Source organism: Gelidibacter maritimus (assembly GCF_014062315.1).
GTDB lineage: Bacteria > Bacteroidota > Bacteroidia > Flavobacteriales > Flavobacteriaceae > Gelidibacter > Gelidibacter maritimus.
Genome location: NZ_JACGLT010000002.1, coordinates 196,432 through 221,295, shown reverse-complemented (window position 1 = coordinate 221,295; position 24,864 = coordinate 196,432). Strand labels below are relative to the sequence as shown.

At 37.1% G+C, this 24,864-nt stretch carries 19 protein-coding genes; 7 read left to right on the top strand and 12 right to left on the bottom strand.

The features are described 5' to 3' along the window. Positions 1-3 precede the first annotated feature (3 nt). The gene (locus H3Z82_RS03220) at positions 4-870 is read right to left on the bottom strand and encodes a DUF58 domain-containing protein (RefSeq protein ID WP_182202448.1); all 867 of its coding nucleotides are present in this window, start codon (positions 868-870) and stop codon (positions 4-6) included. Between the two features lie 104 nt (positions 871-974). Then, on the bottom strand, positions 975-1,970 hold the full coding sequence (locus H3Z82_RS03215) for an AAA family ATPase (protein ID WP_182203005.1): 996 nt from the start codon (positions 1,968-1,970) through the stop codon (positions 975-977). A 557-nt stretch (positions 1,971-2,527) separates the two neighbouring features. Here H3Z82_RS03215 and H3Z82_RS03210 point away from each other — a divergent pair. Both H3Z82_RS03210 and H3Z82_RS03205 read left to right on the top strand, forming a co-directional pair. Continuing rightward, complete coding sequence (locus tag H3Z82_RS03210) at positions 2,528-3,277, top strand: SDR family NAD(P)-dependent oxidoreductase (RefSeq protein ID WP_182202447.1); 750 nt, start codon at positions 2,528-2,530, stop codon at positions 3,275-3,277. A gap of 79 nt (positions 3,278-3,356) precedes the next feature. Beyond that, the gene (locus H3Z82_RS03205; RefSeq protein WP_182202446.1) at positions 3,357-4,490 is read left to right on the top strand and encodes an ATP-binding protein; all 1,134 of its coding nucleotides are present in this window, start codon (positions 3,357-3,359) and stop codon (positions 4,488-4,490) included. A 435-nt stretch (positions 4,491-4,925) separates the two neighbouring features. Here H3Z82_RS03205 and fbp read toward each other — a convergent pair whose 3' ends face one another. Further along, the gene (fbp, locus tag H3Z82_RS03200) at positions 4,926-5,933 is read right to left on the bottom strand and encodes a class 1 fructose-bisphosphatase (protein WP_182202445.1); all 1,008 of its coding nucleotides are present in this window, start codon (positions 5,931-5,933) and stop codon (positions 4,926-4,928) included. A gap of 122 nt (positions 5,934-6,055) precedes the next feature. On the opposite strand from fbp, the gene H3Z82_RS03195 reads away from it, so the two are divergent. The 5 genes from H3Z82_RS03195 to H3Z82_RS03175 all read left to right on the top strand — a co-directional run bounded on the left by H3Z82_RS03195 (position 6,056) and on the right by H3Z82_RS03175 (position 13,507). Continuing rightward, positions 6,056-6,550, top strand: coding sequence for a GNAT family N-acetyltransferase (locus tag H3Z82_RS03195; RefSeq protein ID WP_182202444.1), 495 nt, complete (start codon positions 6,056-6,058; stop codon positions 6,548-6,550). Further along, positions 6,537-7,796, top strand: a complete 1,260-nt coding sequence (locus tag H3Z82_RS03190) for an aspartate kinase (RefSeq protein ID WP_182202443.1) — start codon at positions 6,537-6,539, stop codon at positions 7,794-7,796. Before H3Z82_RS03195 ends, H3Z82_RS03190 begins: the two co-directional genes overlap by 14 nt. 87 nt (positions 7,797-7,883) lie before the next feature. Next, positions 7,884-9,722, top strand: a complete 1,839-nt coding sequence (locus H3Z82_RS03185; protein ID WP_182203003.1) for a GNAT family N-acyltransferase — start codon at positions 7,884-7,886, stop codon at positions 9,720-9,722. A gap of 309 nt (positions 9,723-10,031) precedes the next feature. Beyond that, entirely contained in the window at positions 10,032-10,835 is an 804-nt protein-coding gene (locus H3Z82_RS03180; RefSeq protein ID WP_182202442.1) for a GLPGLI family protein, read from the top strand. Next, positions 10,835-13,507, top strand: coding sequence for a TonB-dependent receptor (locus tag H3Z82_RS03175; RefSeq protein ID WP_182202441.1), 2,673 nt, complete (start codon positions 10,835-10,837; stop codon positions 13,505-13,507). Before H3Z82_RS03180 ends, H3Z82_RS03175 begins: the two co-directional genes overlap by 1 nt. A 141-nt stretch (positions 13,508-13,648) precedes the next feature. On the opposite strand, the gene H3Z82_RS03170 is transcribed toward H3Z82_RS03175, so the two are convergent. From H3Z82_RS03170 to H3Z82_RS03130, 9 genes are all read right to left on the bottom strand, one after another. Continuing rightward, on the bottom strand, positions 13,649-14,104 hold the full coding sequence (locus tag H3Z82_RS03170) for a DUF4870 domain-containing protein (protein ID WP_235982326.1): 456 nt from the start codon (positions 14,102-14,104) through the stop codon (positions 13,649-13,651). A 154-nt stretch (positions 14,105-14,258) separates the two neighbouring features. Then, positions 14,259-15,221 (bottom strand): 2-hydroxyacid dehydrogenase, encoded by a 963-nt coding sequence (locus tag H3Z82_RS03165; protein WP_182202440.1) that lies wholly within the window; start codon positions 15,219-15,221, stop codon positions 14,259-14,261. Between the two features lie 321 nt (positions 15,222-15,542). Beyond that, positions 15,543-16,916 carry a magnesium transporter gene (mgtE, locus tag H3Z82_RS03160; protein WP_182202439.1) on the bottom strand — a complete coding sequence of 458 codons (1,374 nt, stop codon included), beginning with the start codon at positions 16,914-16,916 and terminating at the stop codon, positions 15,543-15,545. Between the two features lie 18 nt (positions 16,917-16,934). Then, positions 16,935-17,720: a 16S rRNA (adenine(1518)-N(6)/adenine(1519)-N(6))-dimethyltransferase RsmA gene (gene rsmA / locus H3Z82_RS03155; RefSeq protein ID WP_182202438.1), complete on the bottom strand. Its 786-nt coding sequence runs from the start codon at positions 17,718-17,720 to the stop codon at positions 16,935-16,937. Between the two features lie 217 nt (positions 17,721-17,937). Next, positions 17,938-18,261 carry a DUF4286 family protein gene (locus tag H3Z82_RS03150; RefSeq protein WP_182202437.1) on the bottom strand — a complete coding sequence of 108 codons (324 nt, stop codon included), beginning with the start codon at positions 18,259-18,261 and terminating at the stop codon, positions 17,938-17,940. A 473-nt stretch (positions 18,262-18,734) separates the two neighbouring features. Beyond that, on the bottom strand, positions 18,735-20,519 hold the full coding sequence (locus H3Z82_RS03145) for a tetratricopeptide repeat protein (protein WP_182202436.1): 1,785 nt from the start codon (positions 20,517-20,519) through the stop codon (positions 18,735-18,737). A 387-nt stretch (positions 20,520-20,906) separates the two neighbouring features. Beyond that, the gene (gene serS / locus H3Z82_RS03140; RefSeq protein WP_182202435.1) at positions 20,907-22,175 is read right to left on the bottom strand and encodes a serine--tRNA ligase; all 1,269 of its coding nucleotides are present in this window, start codon (positions 22,173-22,175) and stop codon (positions 20,907-20,909) included. Positions 22,176-22,236: 61 nt separating this feature from the next. Next, positions 22,237-23,589, bottom strand: a complete 1,353-nt coding sequence (locus tag H3Z82_RS03135) for an HTTM domain-containing protein (RefSeq protein ID WP_182202434.1) — start codon at positions 23,587-23,589, stop codon at positions 22,237-22,239. Then, a complete protein-coding gene (locus H3Z82_RS03130; RefSeq protein ID WP_182202433.1) occupies positions 23,582-24,517 on the bottom strand; it encodes a bifunctional riboflavin kinase/FAD synthetase in 936 nt (311 codons plus the stop codon). Before H3Z82_RS03130 ends, H3Z82_RS03135 begins: the two co-directional genes overlap by 8 nt. Positions 24,518-24,864 lie beyond the last annotated feature (347 nt).

Genomic DNA, 24,864 nt, shown 5'->3' with positions numbered 1-24,864 from the left:
CCGTTACCCTCTGCGTTTAAAATAACCCAATAATTTTGTGACATAGCTCTCGTCAACACGGCAGTCAATTGCACCAGCCCCTGATTTTGTAAATGTTTCCTTGAAATAGTTGACGCGCTCGTTATAATATTTACCATAATCGGTCCGCATTCTTTTGGAGCCCGTATGCACTAACATATTTTCACCAGTTTCTGCATCTTTCATTTGTACCATGCCTAAATTAGGTATGGTTTCTTCCCTTTTATCGTAAACCCTTATTCCGGTGACGTCATGTTTATTGGCCGCAATTTTTAACGTCTGCTTGTAGCCATCGGCAATAAAATCAGAAAGTATAAAAACAATAACCTTCTTCTTCATTACGCTCGATAAAAACTTTATGGCCTGGGTAATATCTGTTTTTGTGCTTTTAGGCTTAAACTCTATCAGCTCACGAATGATGCGCAACACGTGAAACCGTCCTTTTTTAGGGGGGATATATAATTCAATGGCATCCGTAAAAAGGATCAAACCAATTTTATCATTATTTTGGGTGGCAGAAAACGCTAAGGTAGCCGCAATTTCGGTAATCACTTCATTTTTAAACTGGGTGTCCGTTCCAAACCATTCCGAACCAGAGACATCTACCATCAACATCATGGTAAGCTCCCGTTCTTCTTCAAATATTTTTATATGAGGTTCATTGTAACGCGCGGTAACATTCCAATCTATATTCCGCACATCATCGCCATATTGGTATTGGCGCACTTCGCTAAAGGTCATACCACGCCCCTTGAAGGCAGAATGGTATTCTCCTCCAAAGATATGATTAGACAAGCGCCGTGTCTTAATCTCAATTTTTCGTACTTTTTTTAAAAGTTCTTTTGTATCCATTTATTTTTGAGTCTGCAGTTGGCAGTCTTCAGTTTTCAGTCGTTAAAATTCAGAAATGAGCTGTCATATTACTGCCGACTGCATACTGAATACTGCGGACTAATTTATGGTACTTCAATTTGATTTACGATTTTATTGATAATGTCCACAGACGTGACATTTTCTGCCTCGGCTTCGTAAGTGATGCCTATTCTATGTCTGAGCACATCATGTACAACGGCGCGGACATCTTCAGGAATAACATAGCCACGTCGTTTGATAAAGGCATAGCATTTGGCAGCTACCGCCAAATTGATACTACCACGTGGTGAAGCTCCGAATGAAATCAACGGTTTAAGATCGGCAAGTTTATATTTTTCAGGATATCGTGTGGCGAAGATGATATCGAGAATGTATTTTTCAATTTTTTCATCCATATATACCTCACGAACAGACTCTTGGGCCCTTAAAATTTGATCGGTAGAAACAACGGCATTCACTTTGTCAAAAGCACCTTTAAGATTGGCGCGAACAATAAGTTGTTCTTCGTCAATTTTTGGATAGTCGATAACTGTTTTTAGCATAAAACGGTCAACTTGTGCCTCAGGCAATGGATAGGTTCCTTCTTGCTCAATCGGGTTTTGAGTGGCCATGACCAGAAACGGTCGGTCAAGTTTAAAGGTTTCTTCCCCAATGGTCACTTGCTTTTCCTGCATGGCTTCCAATAATGCCGATTGTACTTTGGCTGGAGCTCTGTTGATCTCATCAGCGAGTACGAAATTTGCAAAAATCGGCCCCTTTTTGATGGTAAAGTCATTGACTTTCATATTGTAGATCAGGGTTCCAATAACATCTGCCGGCAATAGATCTGGTGTAAATTGAATCCTGCTAAAACTTGATTCGATAGCTTGAGACAAGGTGTTAATGGCTAAGGTTTTTGCCAAACCAGGTACCCCTTCCAATAAAATATGACCTTGACCAAGCAAGCCAATCAGCAAGCGTTCTACCATGTATTTTTGGCCAACAATGACCTTGTTCATTTCAAAAGTAAGTAAGTCAACAAAGGCACTTTCTCTTTCAATTTTCTCGTTAATGCTTTTGATATCAACAGTATCTTCCATCATATTTAGAATTTAATTTAGGCTCAAAATAAGGTCTGAATTTTTAAGTAGTGCAAATTGTTAAAATTTTTATTGGATTGCTGTTAAGGATTGGTTAAAAAATGAGTCGTACTCGCATACCGCTGCAGTTTTAGTATTAATTTAAGACATGAAAAAGCCTTTTGCTTAGAATTTAATTTATACCATGGAAACTTCACCATTGTGGGTGCTGAGATAGTAATATCAATTTAAGACCTCTAATAGGCCTATTAAAGCTCTTTAATTTTAATTAAAATATAGAAATACGGGGCTGGCCGTGAGGTCTAAATCGGGAAAATGCATTTTGATAGAAGCAAGCTTCGGGGTATTAAAACCCACTGGTGGGAATAAAATGTGATCATTATTGGACGATGCCTTTAAAAATGCTCTGTTTTAAGTACTTTTAGGGGATAGTTTCTGCGGACAGTTAAGTTATAAATAATATGCAACGGCTTAACCGCAAGAAACCCCAGGTTAAAAAAACAAAACTTTAATATTAACCAAACAATAAGGTTCCTGTTTTCACGGGACTATAGGATATGAGAAAAACAGCTTTAATAACCGGTGCCACCAGCGGTATTGGACGAGCCATAGCGCACGAATTCGCAAAGCATGACATTAATTTAATCTTATGCGGCAGACGTCAGGAGCGTCTGGATACCATTAAAAAAGCGTTCGGAAGGACGACGGATGTCTATACCTTGAACTTTGATGTTCGAGATAAGTCGGCCACATTTGAAGCCTTGGCATCGCTTCCTGAGGAGTTCAGTAAAATAGATATTTTAATTAATAACGCCGGGAATGCACATGGATTGGACCCTATCCAAGATGGTAACCCTGACGATTGGGATGCCATGATGGATATTAATGTGAAAGGTTTGTTGTACGTCAGTAAAGCAATCATTCCGCAGATGACTGAGCGGCAATCAGGCCACATTATCAACATCGGGTCTTCCGCAGGCAAGGAAGTCTATCCGAAAGGCAACGTATACTGCGCCAGTAAGCATGCCGTCTTGGCCATTACTGAAGGCATGCGGATTGATTTGAATCCATTTGGTATAAAAGTAAGTGCCATTAATCCAGGATTGGTAGAAACCGAATTTTCTCAAGTACGTTTTAAAGGTGATAACTCCGTTGCCGATAAGGTGTATGAAGGTTATAAGGCATTACAACCAGAAGATGTTGCCGAAATTATTTATTTTGCAGTTTCCAGACCTGCACACGTTAACATTGCGGATTTGCTGGTGTTTCCGACAGCCCAGGCGTCGTCTACAATTGTCAAAAAATAATATAAGAACTATCTCTTGTTCTGTCGATTTTGTATATTCTATTTAATTTTAAGAATCTTGCTTTCGCAGGAATAGGGCCATGATCAATAAACGCCTTCTCATAAAAAACCTTTTGGCTCACAACGATGAGAACAGCTTCTATGATAAAAAGCGTCAGGTGGATATTGGCGAAAAAGAAGGGAAGGCCAAGTTTTTAAAACATATTTGTGCCTTATCCAATAGCAATCCAAAGAACAATTCATATATCGTTATTGGTGTTGAAGATGAAGATAATAGCATCAGTGGAGTGGATTTTTTTGATGATAGTAAAATACAAAATCTTATTAATGCCTATTTGACGAACCCACCGATTGTGCAATATGAAAATATTCCGTTTCCACATTTGCCGGATGATAAGGTGGTGGGTTTGGTAACCATCAGGCCCATTGATGGCTTGACGTCATTAAGGAAGAATATTTGGAAATATTATGGGGGATCCGTTTTTTTTAGAGATGGGAGTATAAGTATGCCTAAGGTTTTTAATAGCGCGATCAAAGATGTCAATTCAAAAATTGTTGCGGCAATTGAAAATCACTCACAAAATAACATTCAGCATACGCTTGATGGTGTGTATGATTTTTTAAATAAACGAAAGGATTTTCATCCACAATACATCGTTTTTAAAGAGTATTTTGTGCTTTGCTGGGCGGGTCAGAAAAAAGTAATCAATGAAGAAATCTTCTATAGCAGGGTAGATATTGAACTTATCAATGAGCAGGTAAGATTGTTTTTTTCAACCTTGGATGATGTGACTGTCAGTTATGACGAAGACTCATTTAAGATTGTTGAGTATGTAACTCTTGGGCTGCAAAATGCCTATCAATATTATCCATTGGAGGAAACACGGATTACTTTTGGAAATAACGCCAACTATCAGATCGAAACCAAATTACTTTTCCATGCGCCACAGTACGATAAGAAAGTATTACATCATATTTACAATACAAACAATACCATTTTAGAAAAACTAAAAAAAGGATTGCGTTTGAACGCGAGCGAAGAAAAGGATCTAAAAAATCTTCCCGCGACCTATCTCATTTGCTACTTCAACTTATTTCACGATGCTGTTGATAAACTTACTGAGGCCAAACCCTACTTAAAAGCGTATAGCGATGAAGTCTATAAAAGTTATAAGGAAACCTTGCGTATTTTAAGAAAGGTGAAATATAATTAAGGAAAATGGTTTATTGGAACAGTGCATTTCATCGACTTTTTTTGAACCTACCTACCATTCATACAGATTTATTGACCAATTGTAGTTTTTTGTCAGAGCTTTCAGAAAAAATTAGCATCTTTACAGTGCTATTAATCATTGACATATAATCCTGCCTCTCCCGATATTAGTTCGGCATTGAGGCAGGATTTTTTTATGGTACCGTTTATCGATGTTTTTCAAAAGACTCGAATTTTACAAATAGTCTTAGAAATTTCGTAGGAATTTGGACAGCCCAAACAGGGATCAAGACTTTGGATTCTAACAAATAAGATATATTTGTCTTATGGGATTTGGTGCGTATGTTTTTTAAGATGCTTTTGGCAACTCCACAAATGTTATTTTATTATTGTTTGATAGCTTCATTGGAATTTGATACATCCATAATTGGAGTTTCTATTGGGCATTTCGCATAAACTCCTCACATTTCTCCACCATGTTTTTACTACCACAAATAAATGGTACCCGTTCATGAAGTTCAGTAGGATGAATATCTAAAATACGCTGAAAACCATTACTAGCTTTCCCATTGGCTTGTTCTGCTAGGAATGCCATAGGATTGCATTCATACAACAACCGTAATTTTCCATTAGAATTTAGTGAGCTTTTTGGGTAAATGTAAATACCGCCCTTGATCATATTTCTGTGAAAATCGGAGACTAAAGAACCAATATATCGAGAAGTATAAGGTCGGTCCCCTTCCTCCATTTGGCAGTATTTGATATAGTTTTTTACCCCTTGCGGGAAATGAATATAGTTGCCTTCGTTGACGGAATAGATGCGGCCGTCCTCGGGAAATTTCATATTGGGATGCGACAAATAAAACGTGCCAATGGCAGGGTTAAGTGTAAATCCGTTAACACCATCTCCAGTGGTATAGACCAACATGGTTGAGGTGCCATAAACTACATATCCAGCAGCAACTTGTAAATGCCCCGGTTGTAAGAAATCATCAAGTGTGACGGGTGTCCCAATTGGGGTGACACGTCTGTAAATTGAGAAAATAGTTCCTACAGATACGTTAACATCAATGTTTGACGAGCCGTCCAATGGATCAATCAGTACCACGTATTTATTTTGATTATTCTCATCCTGACTGTTAATGGCAATAAAATGATCCTCCTCTTCACTGGCAATCCCACAAACAATATTCCGGTTGGTCATGGTTTGGATGAATTTTTCATTGGCGTAGACATCTAATTTTTGTTGGTCCTCACCCTGTACGTTGGTATCGCCTGCCGCACCAAGAATATCAACCAAGCCAGCTTTGTTGACCTCATAGTTAACTACTTTTGCCGCAAGCCGTATAGAATTGATAAGACTGGACAGTTCGCCTGAAGAGTATTTAAATGAAGCTTGATTTTCAATAATAAATTCACCTAAAGTTTGATGTTTTCGAAGCATGGAATTTTTTTGGATTTGTTTTTGCAAATATCGCATATTTTACCAAACTACAACGTTTTCGTTGAGACTTAATGATTTTAATTTTCTTGGTTTGGGTTATATTTGAACCCAATTATTAAATAATGGATTTCAAAATAAGAAAGGCAGTCCCTCAGGATATGCCACGAGTACTCGAATTAATTACAGAATTAGCCATTTTTGAAGAAGAACCGGATGCCGTTGAAATTACAGTTTCAGATCTGCAAACGGATGGCTTTGGACAATATTCGGCGTTTGACTGTTTTGTTGCAGAAGTTAAAGGTCGTATTGAAGGCATTGCCTTGTTTTATGGCCGCTATTCTACATGGAAAGGCAAGGTTTTACATTTAGAAGATTTGATTGTGAGCCAAAAAATGCGTGGCAGTGGACTCGGGACGGCGTTGTTGGATGAGGTCGTGGTTTATGGACATCAATTGGGAGTGAAGCGTATTTGTTGGGAAGTCATTGACTGGAATGAGCCGGCAATAAAATTTTATGAAAAGAAAGGTGCTGACGTCAAGCGCGATTGGGATGTGGTACATCTCAATGAAGCAGGAATTAAAAATTATATAGCAAAACTAGAAGATGCACGTATTTAAATTTGGAGGTGCCTCTGTCAAAGATGCCCAAGGTGTAAAGAACCTGGAGGCCGTACTGCGAAAAGTTGGTTTTGAAAATACCTTAATCGTGGTTTCTGCCATGGGAAAAACGACCAACGCCTTGGAAATGGTTCTTGATCATTACTTTCATAATAAAAATGAATTGCAAAGTTCACTTCAGGAGGTCAAAAAATACCATAATGCTATTCTATTAGACCTTTTCGATTCCAATAATGAAGAGACCCATCCAATCTTCAATAAAGTGACGTCTTTATTTGATGAGTTGCGCAGCTTTTTGGATCGAAATAAATCACCTGATTATAATTTTGTTTACGATCAGGTAATTAGCTATGGAGAGTTGGTATCTACAATGATAATTAGTGCATATCTCAATCAGGTCAGTATCAAAAACAAGTGGCTGGACGTCAGAGAATATATCAAAACTGATAACTACTACCGCCGTGCAAACGTCAATTGGAATGCTACCCAAGCCATTATTACCAATAAATTTGATTCTTCTGTTTTAAATATTACCCAAGGGTTCTTAGGAAGTGACGACAACAATTTTACCACCACTTTAGGAAGGGAGGGCAGTGACTACTCTGCCGCCATTTTTGCCTATTGTCTGAATGCTAAAGATGTGACAATATGGAAGGATGTTCCGGGTGTCTTAAATGCTGATCCGCGTTATTTTGAAAATCCGCAATTGCTCCGAAAGATTTCGTATCGTGAAGCTATAGAACTGGCGTTTTACGGTGCTTCCGTAATCCATCCTAAAACCTTGCAGCCCTTACAACAAAAGGAGATTCCGCTTTTTGTTAAATCGTTTATGGATCCCGAACAACCGGGAACCATGGTTGGCAAAGAGCCTGGTATTGACCCGATGATCCCATGTTTTATCGTTAAGAAAAAACAGGTGTTAATCAGCTTATCGTCCTTAGATTTTTCATACATTGTAGAAGAAAACATCAGTGAGATTTTCAAACTCTTGCATTTGTATAAAATGAAGGTGGATGTGATTCAGAATTCAGCCATTAGCTTTTCTGTATGTGTAGATAATCTTTACAACAATCTGCCTAACTTATTGCTTCATTTAAAGGCGAAATTTAAAATCACCTGCCATGAAAACGTATCTTTATATACGATACGGCATTATAATTACGATTCGATAGCGCAGTTGGAGCTAGATAAAACCATACTTTTAAAGCAGTTGACACAGGAAACAGTGCAATTGGTAGCGCAATAGTTTTAGGAGTATTATTGTTCTTTAAGTTGTGGCTTTGAGAGAAATCATCAAAGTGATTTATTAAAAAAAATGATTAGGTTTGTAACCATGACCAAACAGCAGGAAACAGGATTAGTAAATGCAAAAGAAGTCGCTAAGGCTATACACTTAGACAAGTATGGTGCCTTTGGTACATTTACTGGTTGGCTGCTCATGAAGTTGCTTAAGATATCTACGCTTAACAAAATTTATGATCGCAACAAGCATTTGAAAAATGTCGAGTTTTTGGATGCTATTTTAGAAGATTTCCAAATCCGATTTGAGATTCCTGAAGACGACCTGAAACGTTTGCCAAAAGATGGTGCCTATATAACCTTGTCCAACCATCCGCTGGGTGGTATTGATGGTATTTTATTGTTGAAATTGATGTTGGAGCAGCGTGAAGATTTCAAGATTATTGCCAATTTCCTTTTACACCGGATCGAGCCGATGAAACCTTTTATCATGCCCGTTAATCCGTTTGAGGATAGGAAGGATGTTAAATCGAGTATTGCTGGGTTTAAAAACGCTATTTCACATTTGCGTGATGGTCATCCGTTGGGCATTTTTCCTGCAGGTGAAGTATCGACCTATAAAGACGGTAAATTGGTCATTGACCGTCCTTGGGAAGAAGCTGCCATGAAACTTGTTCAGAAAGCTGAAGTTCCTGTAGTTCCGATTTATTTTCATGCCAAGAACAGCAAACTTTTTTATAAGTTATCCAAGATCAGTGATACGTTCAGGACCGCTAAGTTACCATCAGAATTGCTGACCCAAAAGCGGCGCGTTATAAAGGTGCGAATTGGGCGGCCAATTTCTGTTGCCGACCAAAAGGAACATACGACCTTGAAAGAGTTTTCAGAATTTCTGAGAAAGAAAACCTATATGTTATCCAATTCTTTTGATCAGAAAGGGAACATTCTCAGCAATATCTCATCGACCTTAAAAGTTCGAAAATCAATCAAGAATATTGTGACCCCAGTATGTTTGGAAAGTATGCAGAAGGAGGTCGATTTTTTACGTGATAATGACGGGCGACTATTGGAAAGCAAAAATTACGAAGTGTTTTTTGCTGATGCGCAAAGCATTCCCAATATTCTGCGTGAAATAGGCCGTCTGCGCGAAATTACCTTTAGAGAAGTAGGCGAGGGCACCAATGAGGCTATAGATTTAGACCAGTTTGATAACTATTACCACCACATGTTCTTATGGGACAATACTACCAATATGGTAGCAGGGGCCTATAGGATGGGTTTGGGTTCCAAGATTTTTGCCGAACATGGGATTGACGGCTTTTACCTTCAGGACTTATTCCGATTTGAACCCGAACTTTATAAAATGATGAGCGAGTCCATTGAAATGGGCCGTGCTTTTATCATTAAAGATTACCAACTCAAACCGATGCCGTTGTTTCTGTTGTGGAAAGGTATTGTCCACACCACTTTGCGCTATCCAGAACACAAGTATTTAATTGGCGGCGTGACCATAAGCGATAAATTCACCAGTTTTTCTAAATCGCTGATGATTGAGTTCATGAAATCCAATTATTACGATCCCTATATCGCGCAATATGTGCATCCTAAAAAAGAGTTTAAAGTCAAATTAAAAGATGCCGACAAAGATTTTGTATTTGACGAAACAGAAGCTGACTTGGTGAAATTTGATAGAATTATTGATGAACTTGAGCCAGGGACCTTGCGTCTACCGATTCTTATAAAAAAGTATATTAAACAAAATGCAAAAGTAGTGGCCTTTAACGTCGATCCACTATTTAATAACGCAGTGGATGGCTTAATGTATATCCGGATAGCCGATTTGCCCGAAAGCACCGTCAAACCTGTGATGGAAGAATTCCAAGCCGAGATGGAGCGGAAATTTGCGGAGAATGGGGATGCGTCTGAGGATTAAAGATAATGCTGACTGACTGCTTAAAATCACCTTTCTTAATTGATAATAAAAAGTTAAAACTTTCTTGTGAAGCTTAATTTAGTTACGGATTTCCCGTACTATTCAAGTATAGCACAGCCTTCGGATTCTTTGGTTTAGACGGTGAATTTCGCTCTTTCTTATCTAGAAGTTTAGATATCTGTTTTTCTTTATTGTAAATTTATAGCGTTTAGCTGTGTCTTGATAACGTGTACATTGAAATATTCTTAATGATGTCACCACGTTTGATTATGTCAATTCCGGCTATAGCTTTTTTTTAATATTATTAATATGAAGAACAAATTTCTATCCATATTATTTGGTTTAATAATAGCTCCAATTTTCGGTCAATATTTATATGTTGAGTATGAGCATACCGTTAATGTAGTCAAGGAAACGGGTTCTTTTAAAATGAATGCCATTTTGGTTGCTGAAGACAATTTATCTCATTACACCGTTTTTTTCAACAATGATAAGTTCAAGAATATTTCTAAGGTTGTAAAAAATCAAAATGATGAATCTTCATTTCACGTATTTACTTCTGTGGATGTTGGGGATTCAAGCACACTTATTTATAATAAGATTGACAATCGTATTTCTCTAAATTTGTTGGACAATGGGAAGCCTATCGTTATTGAAGATAATGGTGTAAAATTTGATTGGAAACTTTCCGATGAAACTAAAACCATCCAAAATTTTAAATGTACAAAAGCCACAGTGGACTTCCGAGGTAGACAGTATATTGTTTGGTTTACTACGGATATTCCAGTTTCATTTGGACCGTGGAAATTTCATGACTTGCCAGGGTTAATTTTGCAAGTACATGATGTGGACAATTTATTTGAATGGAGCGCAACAAAAATTCAATACCCTATTCAAATTGACAAAACCTTAGATGCAGTACATTCGGGTGCTAATTTTAAAGTCATGTCTTTAAGAGACTATCTCAAAAGACAATCTGAGAAAAGAACTGAAGATGAAAAGATGAGACTCTCTAAGTTGCCAAAAGGAACACGTATTGTTGAGAGCAAAAATGAAAATAAAGGTATTGAATTGGTTTATGAATGGGAACTTGACGAGGATAAGAAAAATTAATGAAGATACTCTTGTTAAAATCACAAAAATTCTATTGCCTAATAGTTCTCTTGCTATTAGGCAATTTTATGTATGCCCAAACAATAAAAGGACAAGTCTCCGATACATTAAAAAACCCCATTGTCTATGTCAATGTCATTCTTAGAGATTCATTGAACAAACAAATCATTAACTACACTACTACCGATGAACAGGGAAGATATGAGATTACAGTAAAAGAAGCTGGGGAATATGTCATAAGTTTTAACGCGTTATCGTATCAACCGAAGTCTGAAAAAATCATATTCGAAAATTATAACCTAACATGGAATGTCACGCTACAAGAGCAAGCTACTGAACTCAATGAAGTTATAATTCAGACCGAAAAGGCTATAGTCGTCAAAAAGGACACTGTTATTTTAACTGTTGGTGCATTTCTTAAAGGAAACGAAACCACAGTTGAAGATTTACTCAAGAATCTTCCAGGCTTTAATGTCGCAGCTGATGGTACGGTAAAAATTGGCAATCAAGAAATTGAAAAGGTTATGGTTGATGGCGATGACTTTTTTAAAAAACGATATCAGCTATTGACCAAAAACCTAAATGCAGATCTGGTTGAGAAAGTTGAAATCTATCAAAAGTATTCCAATAACAGACTTTTAAAGGATATTGAAGAGAGTCATAAAGTTGCTGTCAACTTGAAACTTAAAAAAGATAGAAAGATTGATTGGTTTGGCAACGCGAGTCTCGCTTACGGGCTTACAACGGCAAACAGATACCAAGTAAGAGCAAACGCCATGCGCTTTGGAGAGGTAGGGAAACACTACTTCCTAACCAATTTGAACAATATTGGAGAGTCCTCCGGAGGAGAGTCTTCAATATACATTTCAGCGTCGGATCTCAATGAGGTTGGTGCCATTGGTAATAGGGAAATGGCGCGTAGTCTTATTTGTTTGGATGCTTATGAGTTGTCTTTAAAGAAAAGTCGATTCAATCTGAATAATCAAGAGCTGTTGTCTCTTAATTCCATCTTTAAAATTAATGAAAAGATAAAAATTATAACCAATGGTCTATTTAATTGGGACGAGAAGGCTTTTGTACAGCAAAGTATTCAAAATTATAGCACTTCATCCGTAAGTTTTACAAATAGAGAATCAAATCAGGTCAATAAAACTATGTTTTCTGGCTCTGGTGCCATTGATTTTGATTACGATATCTCACAAAAAGAATTGTTGGAAATAGATGCTACCTACAAACGTGGAGATGAAAACTCAAATAGTCAACTCGAATTTAATAGCGTTCCAATACATCAATTTTTGTCTGACCATAATGAGCGTTTTACGTACAAAACAATTTATACTAATAAGTTAGCTGCCAAAAAAGTTTTAGCTTTATCTGGAGTTTATATTTATGAAAAAAAACCTCAAAACTATACATTAGACACAGTTGTTTTTGGTGATTTATTTCCTGATGTCGATGTAACCTCAGCAAGTCAGTTTAGCAATAACCAAATGTACTTTACAGGATTTGAAGCGCATTTATTGGATCGAAAGAAAAAAGATGACTTGTTGGAACTGAAAATTGGTTTTACAAATAGAATCGATTTTTTGAAATCTCATTTAGATTTGATTGATTTCTATGGAGATGAGGTCACTTCAGATTTCAAAAATGACTTAAAATATACTGTTGGTAAATTGTATGCTAATGCCAAATACAAGATTAAATTTGGGAACTATGCCCTAAATGCTAAATTGGACTTTAATCAATTGTTCAATAACTTTGAAAGTTATGGAAATGAAGAATCACAATCTCCACTGTTTGTGAGCCCCTCTCTTTCTTTGAGTTATGAAATTAATGAGAACAACAAATTGAGTTTGAGTTATAATAATAATTTTACAAATGCTTCGCTGCTTCAGGTGTTTGATGATTATGTGCTGACAAATAACAAAGATTTTTTAAGAGGAGGCGCAGGGTTAAATCAAGTTAATTCGAGTGGATTAACTTTAGGCTATAGTTTGGGAAGGTGGACCAAAAGCTTTTTTGCAACTGCCAGAGTTTCCTATCTTAAGAGTCATGATTTTTTCTCAACTAATACTATAATTGATCCCGATTATACGTTGACTAATATCATTCGTATTAATGACTCTGAAACTTTAATAGGCGATGTAAATATTGATAGATATTTAAAGTTTATGACCAGCAACTTAAAATTGAAATTTAGTTTTTTCAAGTCTGATTTTAAAAACAGTGTGAATAATTCAGAGCTGAGGTTAGTACAAAACACAAGTTATGAATATGGATTTGAGCTGCGTTCAGCTTTTGATGGATTATTTAATTATAATCTAGGCACCAAATGGAATAGCAGCGTTGTAAAGACAACTTCCAAGTTTTCTAATACCAACAATACAAGTTTTCTTGATCTAAACTTTAATTTCAATCAGAACTTCAATGCGGAAATTCAATCTGAAAGGTATTATTTTGGGAATTTTAATACAGACAAATCCTATTATTTTTTAGACTTTGAGACGAAATATAAAATAAAGAAAAGGAATGTAACCTTTACATTGACCGGAAAGAACTTGTTAAACGTTAAAACATTCAGGGAGCGTTTTATATCAGATATTGGTACGTTTAGCACATCCTATAGATTAATGCCAAGAATCCTTCTTTTAGGAATTGACTTTAGTTTTTAGGTGTGGATAAAGTCTGTTTGACGTTGGAGTTTCTGAATATCAATAGGTTTGAATAATCAAGAAGATGTATTCTATGGTAACATAAAAAAAGAGCCAAATTATCTTCAATTTAGCTCTTTTAGATTATTTTAAATTAGAATCCTATAAGGACTTAAACCAGTCCTGAAAATACTCTCCCAAGACAGGCGTTAATTTCTTCTCACCATTAAGTGCGCCAATAAGGCTCATGATCCAAAGAACTAAAATCAATAAGCTAACAATCCATCCCAAAAGTGGTATGAAACTTAGTACAAGTCCGCAGAGACCCAATCCCAAAACCTGTCGGATATAAAATGAACCAAATTCACTTTTCGTGTTATTGTTCATCACGAAGGCAATGATCCAACCAATTAAAGTAAGATGCGCAATGAGGGCAATGTTCTTGCCATCTTTCGACACCGCGTTCACATCGCTTTCAATATCATGGGCGGATCGTTTTGCATCTTCAGAAAATGCATCAGTTTTTTGTTGAGTACTGTCGGTGAAATCTGTAGTGTTATTTTTGGTGTCGTCTATCATATTGTTTAGATCGTCGCCTAAGTTTTTATTATCAGCCATTTTGTTGTAATGTTTTTAAAGTTAGAAGTTTAAAGATAATAAAAAAACCTTTGATTCGACAATAAAGATAAGTTCATCGTTGTGACGTAAAAATCTCACGTTAATATGGTAAATTGATCACTACGCCTTGGCTCAACATTGAGGTAAATTTGTGTTAAATCATGGGGTGTTGTTGGGCCACCGACTTTGACAATGCTTCTATCTTATCAACAATTGTCTGCGCCAATTTCTCTTTGCTTTCAACCGTCCAGCCGGCAACATGTGGTGTGAGAAGCACATTCTCCGCATTGATGAGATATTGGAAGGCTTCTGGAATTTCAGAGGTAAATAAGGCTTCAAAAGATGATTTTTCATATTCTAAGACGTCCAAACCAGCGCCAAGAACTTTACCTGATTTTAAAGCTACTACCAAATCTTTAGTGACGACACTTTTCCCGCGAGCGGTATTGATCAACCAAAATGGTTTTGAAAAGGCATCGATAAAATCAGTGTTGACCATGCCTAAAGTCAGTGGGGTTTGTGGCGTGTGCAGACTTACGACATCCGTTGATTCCTGAAATTCTTTGAGTGATACTTGACGTGCATTCTCATCTCCCACATTGGTCTTAATGTCGTAGCATAAAACTTCCGTATCAAATCCGCGCAATTTTTTGGCAAAGGCTTTCCCCATATTCCCATAACCAATAAGGCCAACGGTTTTTCCATCCAGTTCAATCCCTCTGTTGGCCTCACGAAACCATTGTCCCGAGCGCACTTCCTGATCGGCTTTATTAAGTTTGTTAAATAAAGACAGCAACATGCCTAATGCGTGTTCTCCCACGGCATTCCTATTGCCTTCTGGTGCTGCAATGAGATGGACGCCTTTTTTTTGTGCATAATCACCATCAATATTTTCCAATCCTGCGCCCACACGCCCTATAAATATAAGTTTTTTGGCGGCGTCCAAGAATTGACGGTCAATACTAAACCGGCTTCTTATGATGATCCCATCATAGTGGTGGATTTTAGTTTCAATAGCTTCTTTTGAAGAGGTGTAATCTTCATCGTTGTCAAAACCCAAAACACTGAGTTGATTGATAAGGAGTGGGTGATTGGTATCGAGATGGAGGATTTTCATGTTTACTTCCTGCGAAAGCAGGAATCTCAATTTTAAAGGTTCATAATCTCAAAATTAAGGAAATAGAGTTAAACATATAAATAGAGAGAAACATTTCTAATATAAAACCCTTCCGCCTGCCTGTCGACAGTGCTTTAAACCCTTTTCTGAGTTTAAATCCAGCTTCCCTTGGTAAAAGGGACGGGATTTTGAAACTTGAATTTTTAAGACTAAAGGCGGATATGCAAATTATGAAATATTGGGATGTGTTAGAAATTCACAGTTTTAAGAAATTGGAATAGAAAACGTAATTTAAAACGGAAGCCTCGATGCTATAAAATCCTAAAACCCTAAAATCAATTTCGCAACGATAAAATAGGTCAGAATTCCAAAAATATCATTGCTTGTAGTTATAAATGGTCCGGTAGCTACGGCGGCATCTATGCCGCGTCTGTCTAAGAATATTGGAATAAAAGTGCCAATTAGTGCAGCCATGATAATAACCGTGACCAAGGCAACACATATGGTAAGCGATTCCATATAGGTTGTATTGAATCCAAAATGGCTAATGATAAGCACCACAAATGCGATAGCAAGTCCGTTGACCAAACCCAACAGCATTTCTTTAAATAGCCTTCCTACAATATTGCCATCAATAGTGTTGTTTGCTAATCCTTTTACCACAATAGCTGAGGACTGTACTCCAACATTTCCTGCAGTTGCCTGAACCAATGGAATAAACAGCAATAGGGCCGGAAATTGTAGCATGGCATCACTAAAACCATTAATAATACTTGCTGCCCCAATGCCACCAAACATACCAATAAAAAGCCAAGGCAAACGTGCCACTGTGAGTTGCCAGATGCTATCATCGGCTTCAACATCGGTAGTAATACCAGCAGCCAACTGATAATCTTTGTCGGCTTCCTCAATCAAAACATCCACAATATCGTCAATCGTAATTCGACCTAACAAGACCATGTCATCATCAACCACCGGAATAGCTTCCAAATCATACTTAGCCATGATTTTGGCCACCTCTTCAGGGTCTTCGTCTACTTTAACATAATCGACATTCTTAATATAGATGTCCGCAATTTTCTCTTCACTTTTGGCAACAATCAGGTCTTTTAAAGACAGCCGACCAATGAGTTTATTTTGTTTGTTGACTACATAAATAGAGTGGACTCTCGTTACATCTTTAGCCTGTCCTCTGATTCGGCGCAAACACCCTGCAACAGTCCACGTTTCATAGACTTTGACCAACTCTTTGGCCATAAGACCTCCTGCAGTATCTTCGTCGTATGCTAATAATTCGGTAATTTCAGCGCGGTGCCCTTTATCCTCAATATGATGGATGACCTCACGTTGCCGTTCTATAGAGAGTTCTGCAATAATATCGGCTGCATCATCAGTATCGAGCTCTTCAACTTCATCTGCAATTTCCTTAGACGAAAGATTTTGTAAGACTTTTTGACGATTGTCTTCATCCAACTCCATCAACACTTCTGATGTGGTCTCAGAATCCAAAAGTTTGATCACATACATGGCCTCTTCCAGATTGACTTCATCTAGAATTTCGGCAATATCAGCATAATGGAATTCATTTAGAAGTCGGTTGAGCTCTTTATCATTTTTAGCGCTGATAAGGTGCTGGACTTGTTCAATAAGTTCGTCAGTAAGCTCAAATTGTATGTTCTCTCTTTTGTCTTGCAAATGGGACGTTTTTAATAATTAATTGTCGTTTTCTATAAGTTGGGTCAGTGCTATAAACTCCTGCACGCTCAATTGTTCTGGACGTTGGTCAAAGATAAGATTTGATTTTAATTTATCGGACAAATCAAATGATTTTAAGCTGTTTCGCAGTGTTTTACGCCGCTGTTGGAACCCTGTCTTTACCACTCTAAAAAAAAGCTTTTCATCACATGGTAATTGGTAATTGTCCTTTCGTTTCAATAGTAAGACACCCGAATCTACTTTTGGTGGCGGATTGAATACCGATGGCGGTACCGTAAAAAGGTATTGTGCGTCGTAAAAAGCTTGCGTTAATACTGAAAGAATGCCATAAACCTTGCTACCCTCTTTAGAGCAAATTCGAAGTGCTACTTCCTTTTGAAACATTCCGGAAAATTCAGGTATCTGATCGCGCATTTCCAAAGTTTTAAAAAGGATCTGTGACGAGATATTATAAGGAAAGTTTCCGATGATGGCGAAAGGTTGATCTTCAAAAACTTCTTTTAAGTTGTACTTTAAAAAATCTTTTTCAATAATCCGATTGGCAAGATTGAGGTAGTTGTTTTTAAGATATGCTACAGATTCAGTATCAATTTCAATAACATGCGTGGTGATATCTTTTTTTAACAAATATTTCGTCAGAACACCCATGCCCGGACCAATTTCCAACACATGGTCATACCCATTATAAGAAAGGGTATTTGCAATCCTTTCAGCGATATTTTCATCGGTTAGAAAATGCTGACCAAGATGTTTTTTTGCTCTGACTTGATGATCTTTTGACACAGATTTATGGTGATTTTTTAAAAGGATGGAAGCTTTACACTTGAAGTGCGAAGTTAGTGAGAATAATTTTTGGAGATGTGAAGTTTAAATTATTTTTATCGGTTCTCGCAGTTCGGCTTTATGATTCCAAAGTTTGTGGCAGCATCAAGCAATGATGCAGTGCATCAGAAAAGCGGGGTTTTAACAGCATAAGAGTTCTAAAACTTCATCATGAACATCAATCCATCTTCACACTATATTCATCAATGACCTCCAATTCCGTACGGAATGCCATAACTTTATCACCAAATTGGGCCAATGCGTCTTGACGTAGTTTGGCAGCATCATTAGTGTAGTAATTGCTGAGTGCTTCACGTGATTTTGCTCTATATTGAACAGAGTAAGTGACGCTTTCCGTTTGATCTTCGACCAAAACCTTGGTCAATTTTGCTTCCGTAAAATGACCGGTGGCTAAAACGTGTGTAATGTGTTCTTTGATCCAAACAAGCCACTGATTGTGGATGCTGGCATCTATGTTGGAGGTGACGTTGTATATAATCATAAAATAAAAATTTTGTGCTCTAAGACTTTGCAAATAACGGAACTTTTTAGCATTCCGACGAAGGGTTTAAGTTGTTTCCTTAGTCAAACAAAGGAAATTCTGTAGCCTAAAAATAAATAGAGGCCAATTGAACGCTGTGCATGAACATTGTTTGGTAAGAGATTTATTCGTTTAAAAACTCTGACCTTTCAATTTTTAGTTTTGGCGAATGAGTTGTTGCAATACTCAATATTAAAATCGAAATAGTTGTCGGTATAATTGTATAGGTCAACATCTCAGTAATCAACTAATAAATCAATGCCACTTACGTTTTTAAAATGACCATGCAGTATAGATCCAAACAAATAATTTAAACACTTTATATACTTCACAAAGCGCGATTATTTTATCGATATTCATTATAGCTAAACTGCTATTCCAAAAATACAATTATTTATAAATATGATCCCTGCTGTAATAGTGGTAACTGTCAGCTAATTTATCGCATCCCCTCGCAACATCCTAAACTTTTTCCGTGCGTCCACAAAATAAATACTGTCTTGATGGTTAAATATTATTTTCTCGTATAAGGCTTTGGCTTTCTCAGGTTCCGAAAGAATGTTATTGTACAATTCAGCCAAATAATAGTAGGCATCATCGGCTAATATACCATCATTGTAATGGGTTATAATGGATTGGTAATTTAAGACAGCTTTTTCATATTGCTTTTTTTTCACAAAGAGCTCTGCTTGTTTAAACATTGCTTGGTCTTCAATGCTTTCGCCTTTATGCTCGGTCAATACTTTATCTAAAAGCGAAATGGCATCATCCGTTTTATTTTGAAAAGCCATCAAATCGGCCTTGGCGTATAGTTTTAAGGCCACATGGAGCGAGTCTTCGTATTTATTATCAGATATGAGCAGTTTTAAATCTAAGGCATCATTGGCAATCAATTGGGAGGTGGAGGCTTTTAATATTTTCAATTGGGACTCTGCCCATTCAAAATCGCCTTTGTAATAGCTTGTTTTTGCTACTTTAAATCGGGCTTCTTGTGCGAGGACACTATTTTTTACACTGGATTGGATTTGAGTATAATAAATCAGACCTTCATTAAATTTTTCCTGAAACACTAAAATGTCGGCTAATTTCATTTTGACTGTCGCTTGTTGGAACGCTGAAATATTGAGTTTTAAACTTTCCTTTAAAAAATCACTTGCCTCTTCTGGCCTGTCTAAATAAAATGCGAGAAAGTTGCCATACGCTATTTGAAGGCCCAAAGTTTGTTCGGAAATACCATAATCTGAGAAAAGTTTCTTGTATTTTTCTTCTATTCTGGGCAAATCTTTAGAAGTAGCATTAGTTGTTTCAATGTCTAAAAGATATTGGTTAGCGGTTAAAATGGTTCCAATGTTTTGGGTCTGTTTCAAAACATAGCTGAAAATCTCTGTAGCGATGTCACTTTCCTTTTCACTAAGAGCCGTTAAGGCCAGTTCAATAATACGGTTCAGGCTTTCACGCTGACGCAAATACAGCGCTTTTTCTTGAGTAAAGGCTTTATCATAGGCTTTCTCTTGAATAAACAACCAACTGAGCATTTCATACCAATAGGTGTCTGGTTGGATCTGAATTTTTTTGAGAAGCAACCTTCGTAAAATTGTATTGTTTTCGTTGTCTTTATTTTCCGAAATAAAGTCGCTAAATGCTCTTTTGGCACTGTTTAAATATTCTGGTCTGACCTCAATATAGGCCATATAATTGGTAAAGAGCATTTCAATATTACCTTGTTCGCCGTAAATATTGGCTAATTCTCGGTTATAATTTAACTGTGGATCGAGCGCCATCCCTTGCTCATAGGTTTTAATGGCATAATCTAACAGCGCATGTTGTTCAAATTGTCTACCAATAAGTGGGGCATAACTTGGACGCTCTTCAAGTGTTGAGATGGCTTCTTCATAACGGTCATTGGCCTGGTCCATGTCGCCCTGCAACTGATAATTATACCCTAACTCAATCACCAATGACGGATTACGGTACATGGTCATTTTTGATTTGATGAGCGCTTCTGCAGCACCAAATTGCTCCAACTCCTGATAGGTTTTAATCAAATGGAAAATATAGTTGTAGTTATTAGGTTGCTCTTCATACAACTTTTGATAAGAAATTAGTGCTTTCTCAAATTCGCCACGTTTATAATAATCTGCAGCCAACTGTTCTTGGTCGCTTTGCGAAAAGGAAAAACATCCAAAAAGTAGAAAAAGTAAACAAACAAACTGCTTCATGAAACTAATTTATGTAAATATAACCACTTATGGGCGGAGGTATTGTGAATGTTTTTATAAAAAAAATGCCTAAACGTGAGTTTAGGCATTACCATCAAAATAAATGTGCTATTAACCATTACTTATAAAATGATTCAAATATCCTGTTTTGGTATTGTAAATATTTTTTGAGCAAATTGCTATTTTTTAAAACATAACTTTAATCAATAATATCACTAAGGATATTATAATAAAAATGCGTACAAAATTTTTCATTACGAGGTCATTTTAATTTGGGACTACTAACTTGGAAATTTTTTAGACAATAACAAAAAAAAATGCCAAATATTCGTTGAACAACGTAAATATTTAGCATTTCATCGAATTTTGTATGTTTTTTCTCTCAAATTAAATGTTCTCAAATCCTGTATATGGAATCAAAACTTCGGGGATATCAATCCCATTTTCAGTTTGATAATTTTCCAAAATTCCAGCCAAAACCCTAGGTAAAGCCAATGCACTTCCGTTAAGTGTATGTGCAAGTTCATTTTGGCCTTCAGAATTTCTAAATCGCAACTTTAAACGATTGGCCTGAAAGGTCTCAAAATTTGAAACTGAAGAGATTTCGAGCCAACGATCCTGTGCCGTAGAAAACACTTCAAAATCGTAGGTCAATGCTGAAGTAAATCCAAGATCGCCGCCACACAAGCGCAAAATACGATAGGGTAACTTGAGTTCATCCAAGATTTCCTTGACATGCTCAACCATGCCATCCAACGCCTTATAGGAATTGTCAGGGTGTTCTACCCGTAAAATTTCTACCTTATCAAATTGATGCAAACGATTTAGACCTCTTACATGAGCGCCGTAACTTCCTGCCTCGCGTCTAAAACAAGGTGTGTACCCCGTAATTCCGATTGGCAGATCAGACTCATTGAGAAGCTCGTCTCTAAAGATATTAGTGCCTGGAACTTCAGAAGTGGGAATTAAATAAAGATTGTCTTCTGTAACATGATACATTTGGCCTTCTTTGTCCGGTAATTGCCCAGTACCAAAACCTGACGCTTCATTGACCAAAAGTGGTAATTGATACTCCGTATATCCTGCAGCAGTATTTTTATCTAAAAAGTAAGAAATGAGGGCACGTTGTAACTTGGCTCCTTTACCTTTATAAACAGGAAATCCTGCACCGGTGATTTTATTTCCCAGTTCAAAATTAATGATATCATGTTTCTTTGCCAGTTCCCAATGCGGCAATGCTTTGTTATGTAAGGTTGGAATATCTCCTTTTCTAAATACCTCTTCATTATCATCTTCAGTACTCCCCGCCGGTACACTTTGATGAGGAACGTTAGGAAGTTTATATAGCAATTGATTCAATGCTTCTATCGTGGCATTTAGGTCGTCTCCTAAGGTTTTTGAAGACTCCTTTAATGCCCCTGTTTTTTCTTTCAGCGCATTGGCTTTATCGGCTTGTCCAGATTTGTACAAGTTCCCGATTTCTTTAGATAAGCTGTTGGACTCGGCAAGGGTATTATCCAATTCCGTTTGTTGACGGCGTCGGTCTTCGTCAAGAGCAATGACTTTATCAATCATTTGCGCAGCATCAAGGTTTCTTTTTTTCAAACCCTCAATCACTTTATCACGGTGATCTCTAATAAATGGTACTTGTAACATAATTTTTAATTTGATGTCAAAAATAAGGAAATTTTAAGCGTCTGTTCGAAGTCTTTGAACTTCAATCGTAATAATTGTTTTCTTCTGATTTATTTGAAGTGTTTTCTTGTTTGGAAGGTCTAAGCCAATCGCTGTGTTTTAGTGGATGCCATTTTACGCTGCCCAAATCTACATCAGGATCAATGAGCTGTCTGAGTTCGCCGCCATTCACACGAATATACGAATTGACATAGATTTTTACGTCTTGATCTTTCTCTGCAAACATCTTTTTTAACCGTTGGGCAAATTGCCAAATCACATCGGGTTTGGTGCTCACGGTGCGTTGTTGTTTTCTGCTGAGATAATCTTCAATCTGTATCGGAATTTCCACATTGGTTTTAGCATCAATAACCTTAAATGTGGTCCGCCCGCTCTTGGCACGAAGCATCATTCGCCAAGATAAACGATGGCCTTCTTCTGTCCAGAGTACATCATCCTTAAAAAACCAATGGCGCAAAGGCAATCCAATTTGAACCATAAAGTAGATGACGAATACCACAACAAAGGGTTTATGGTAATTTGGAACAATCACTTCTTCCTGATCATAAAAAGGTTTCTTTTTTAGGAAAATCCGATGAATTGTTTTAGTGGGAAAAAAGAAGAGCACCAAGGCTAAGGAGAGGTAAGGAAAAATACCAATCTGGAATACGAACGAATTAAACAAATGAAAGAAAATAGAGGCGAAAAAAGCGATTTTTCGGGTGGGTTTCCATAACAATAATGGAATTATCAGAGCGTCAAATATAATGCCCACATAGGCAATGGCGTAATGCGTCCATTTTTGTTGCAGAATCTCTCCCACTAAAAAGAGGTCCTTTTTGCCTCTCATCAAGACTTCGGCCACTGTTGCATCCAGCCAATCGGGATAAATTTTAGCTACTGCCCCGTAAGTGTATACAATAAACATCTGAAAGATAAATGCCAAGGCACACCAACGTGGCATTGAAATCATTTTAATTTTCGGGTTCAACCGCGCGTCAATGGATAGGTATTTATGAGCAGGTTGAAACACCATGATGCTGCTCAATAAAATCAAAAGATAATAGTGATTATTGTACGATGACTTCTGCATCAAATAAGTGCACGTCCAAAGTAGGGTAAAAGCAACAATGCTCCATCTGTACTTGTAGCCCACCATGACCATGAGCCCACAAAGCCCCATCACGCCATAATACACATACATCCAATTTCCTGGTAAGGGTTGGAGCCATTCAAATCCAATAAACGAAAAGGTTTGTTGTGGCTCCATGAGCGTGCGCCGGATCCAACCTGTATAGATTGAACCAACACTTTCCATAAAAATGAGAAACCCAAAAATAATCCGGAATACAATTAGGGCGCTATTGTCTATATGTTTAAAGAGTAGCTTATGCATTGAGCGCTGCAATAACCTGTTGGGCGTTTTTTTGATCTTGTCTCAATTGGGCGATAAGTGCTTCAACTGATTCAAATTTATACTCATCTCTTAATCGGTCCAAGAAAACTATTCTTAAATCTTGATTGTAGAGGTTTTGGTCAAAATTAAAAAAATGGGCCTCAATGGTTTTTTTGTCGGCATTAAAAGTAGGGTTGACCCCAATGTTCATCATGCCATAAATGGTTTTATCATTATGGATTGAGGATATCACGTAAACACCATTCTTAGGAATCAGCTTGTAGGCGTCCGGTACGTTTATGTTGGCGGTAGGAAACTCCATTTTTTTACCAAATCCTTTTCCTCTCACAACGGTACCATTTAAGTAGTAATTATAGCCTAAAAAGGCATTGGCGGTTTTGATATCGCCAGACCTGAGGGCGGTTCTTATTTTTGTTGAACTCACGGCAACATCTTCTACATCTTGGGCGGAGATTTCTTCAACTTCAAACCCGAATTCTTTACCAAACCGTTTCAAATCGTCAATATTGGCACTTCGGTTTTTTCCAAATTGATGATCATAGCCAATTATCACATGTTTAACATGCAGGGTGTCCACCAGAATCGTTTTGACGAAATCACGCGCGGAGAGTTCGGCAAAAACCTTAGTGAACTCTTTTACGTAAATAAAGTCCAAACCCAAGGCCGATAAAATTTCTTTACGTTCAGCAATGGTATTTAGCAGTTCAATGTTTGGGTTTTGCTGCAAAACCATCCTTGGATGGGGAAAAAAAGTAAGAACGACAGAAATTAAATTTTTTTCGGAAGCTCTTTTTGTCAGTTTTTTGATGATTTGTTGATGTCCAATATGGACGCCATCAAAGGTGCCAATGGTAACAACCGATGGTGTTTGCGGGATGGAACTGTGCGATGCGGTGAGTACTTTCAATTGATTTTTTTGTAAAAATAGCTATTTAAGGGTTTAAAAAAAATTACTATTTACGAATTGAATCTGGGGTCTTATTAATCAGAAGGGGCTTAGACTTAAAATAGGTTTAAATTTAAGTTGCAACCCATAGCCTTTTCGGCTTAAAAAAAAAGTGTGCACAGTTTAATTGTACATACATACCTGAAAAAGATTGCATTCATTTTTAGGTCATTATATAGTAATTAATTATTTATACTTATGGTTTTATGATAACGAATTAAGATTATGGTTATTTGAAATGATAGCTAAAGCCATGGATTCTTGAAAACAATATCGGTTTGTTTTGTGATTTCTTTAATTTGAATGTA

Bases quoted from the DNA above. Each gene is read 5' to 3' on its own strand.
- H3Z82_RS03170 (WP_235982326.1), bottom strand. From the start codon at position 14,104: ATGGCTGATAATAAAAACTTAGGCGACGATCTAAACAATATGATAGAC.
- H3Z82_RS03220 (WP_182202448.1), bottom strand. From the start codon at position 870: ATGGATACAAAAGAACTTTTAAAAAAAGTACGAAAAATTGAGATTAAG.
- H3Z82_RS03205 (WP_182202446.1), top strand. From the start codon at position 3,357: ATGATCAATAAACGCCTTCTCATAAAAAACCTTTTGGCTCACAACGAT.
- H3Z82_RS03210 (WP_182202447.1), top strand. From the start codon at position 2,528: ATGAGAAAAACAGCTTTAATAACCGGTGCCACCAGCGGTATTGGACGA.
- H3Z82_RS03175 (WP_182202441.1), top strand. From the start codon at position 10,835: ATGAAGATACTCTTGTTAAAATCACAAAAATTCTATTGCCTAATAGTT.
- H3Z82_RS03150 (WP_182202437.1), bottom strand. From the start codon at position 18,261: ATGATTATATACAACGTCACCTCCAACATAGATGCCAGCATCCACAAT.
- H3Z82_RS03180 (WP_182202442.1), top strand. From the start codon at position 10,032: ATGAAGAACAAATTTCTATCCATATTATTTGGTTTAATAATAGCTCCA.
- H3Z82_RS03145 (WP_182202436.1), bottom strand. From the start codon at position 20,519: ATGAAGCAGTTTGTTTGTTTACTTTTTCTACTTTTTGGATGTTTTTCC.
- H3Z82_RS03135 (WP_182202434.1), bottom strand. From the start codon at position 23,589: ATGCATAAGCTACTCTTTAAACATATAGACAATAGCGCCCTAATTGTA.
- H3Z82_RS03195 (WP_182202444.1), top strand. From the start codon at position 6,056: ATGGATTTCAAAATAAGAAAGGCAGTCCCTCAGGATATGCCACGAGTA.
- H3Z82_RS03190 (WP_182202443.1), top strand. From the start codon at position 6,537: ATGCACGTATTTAAATTTGGAGGTGCCTCTGTCAAAGATGCCCAAGGT.
- serS (WP_182202435.1), bottom strand. From the start codon at position 22,175: ATGTTACAAGTACCATTTATTAGAGATCACCGTGATAAAGTGATTGAG.
- H3Z82_RS03215 (WP_182203005.1), bottom strand. From the start codon at position 1,970: ATGGAAGATACTGTTGATATCAAAAGCATTAACGAGAAAATTGAAAGA.
- H3Z82_RS03165 (WP_182202440.1), bottom strand. From the start codon at position 15,221: ATGAAAATCCTCCATCTCGATACCAATCACCCACTCCTTATCAATCAA.
- fbp (WP_182202445.1), bottom strand. From the start codon at position 5,933: ATGCTTCGAAAACATCAAACTTTAGGTGAATTTATTATTGAAAATCAA.
- H3Z82_RS03185 (WP_182203003.1), top strand. From the start codon at position 7,884: ATGACCAAACAGCAGGAAACAGGATTAGTAAATGCAAAAGAAGTCGCT.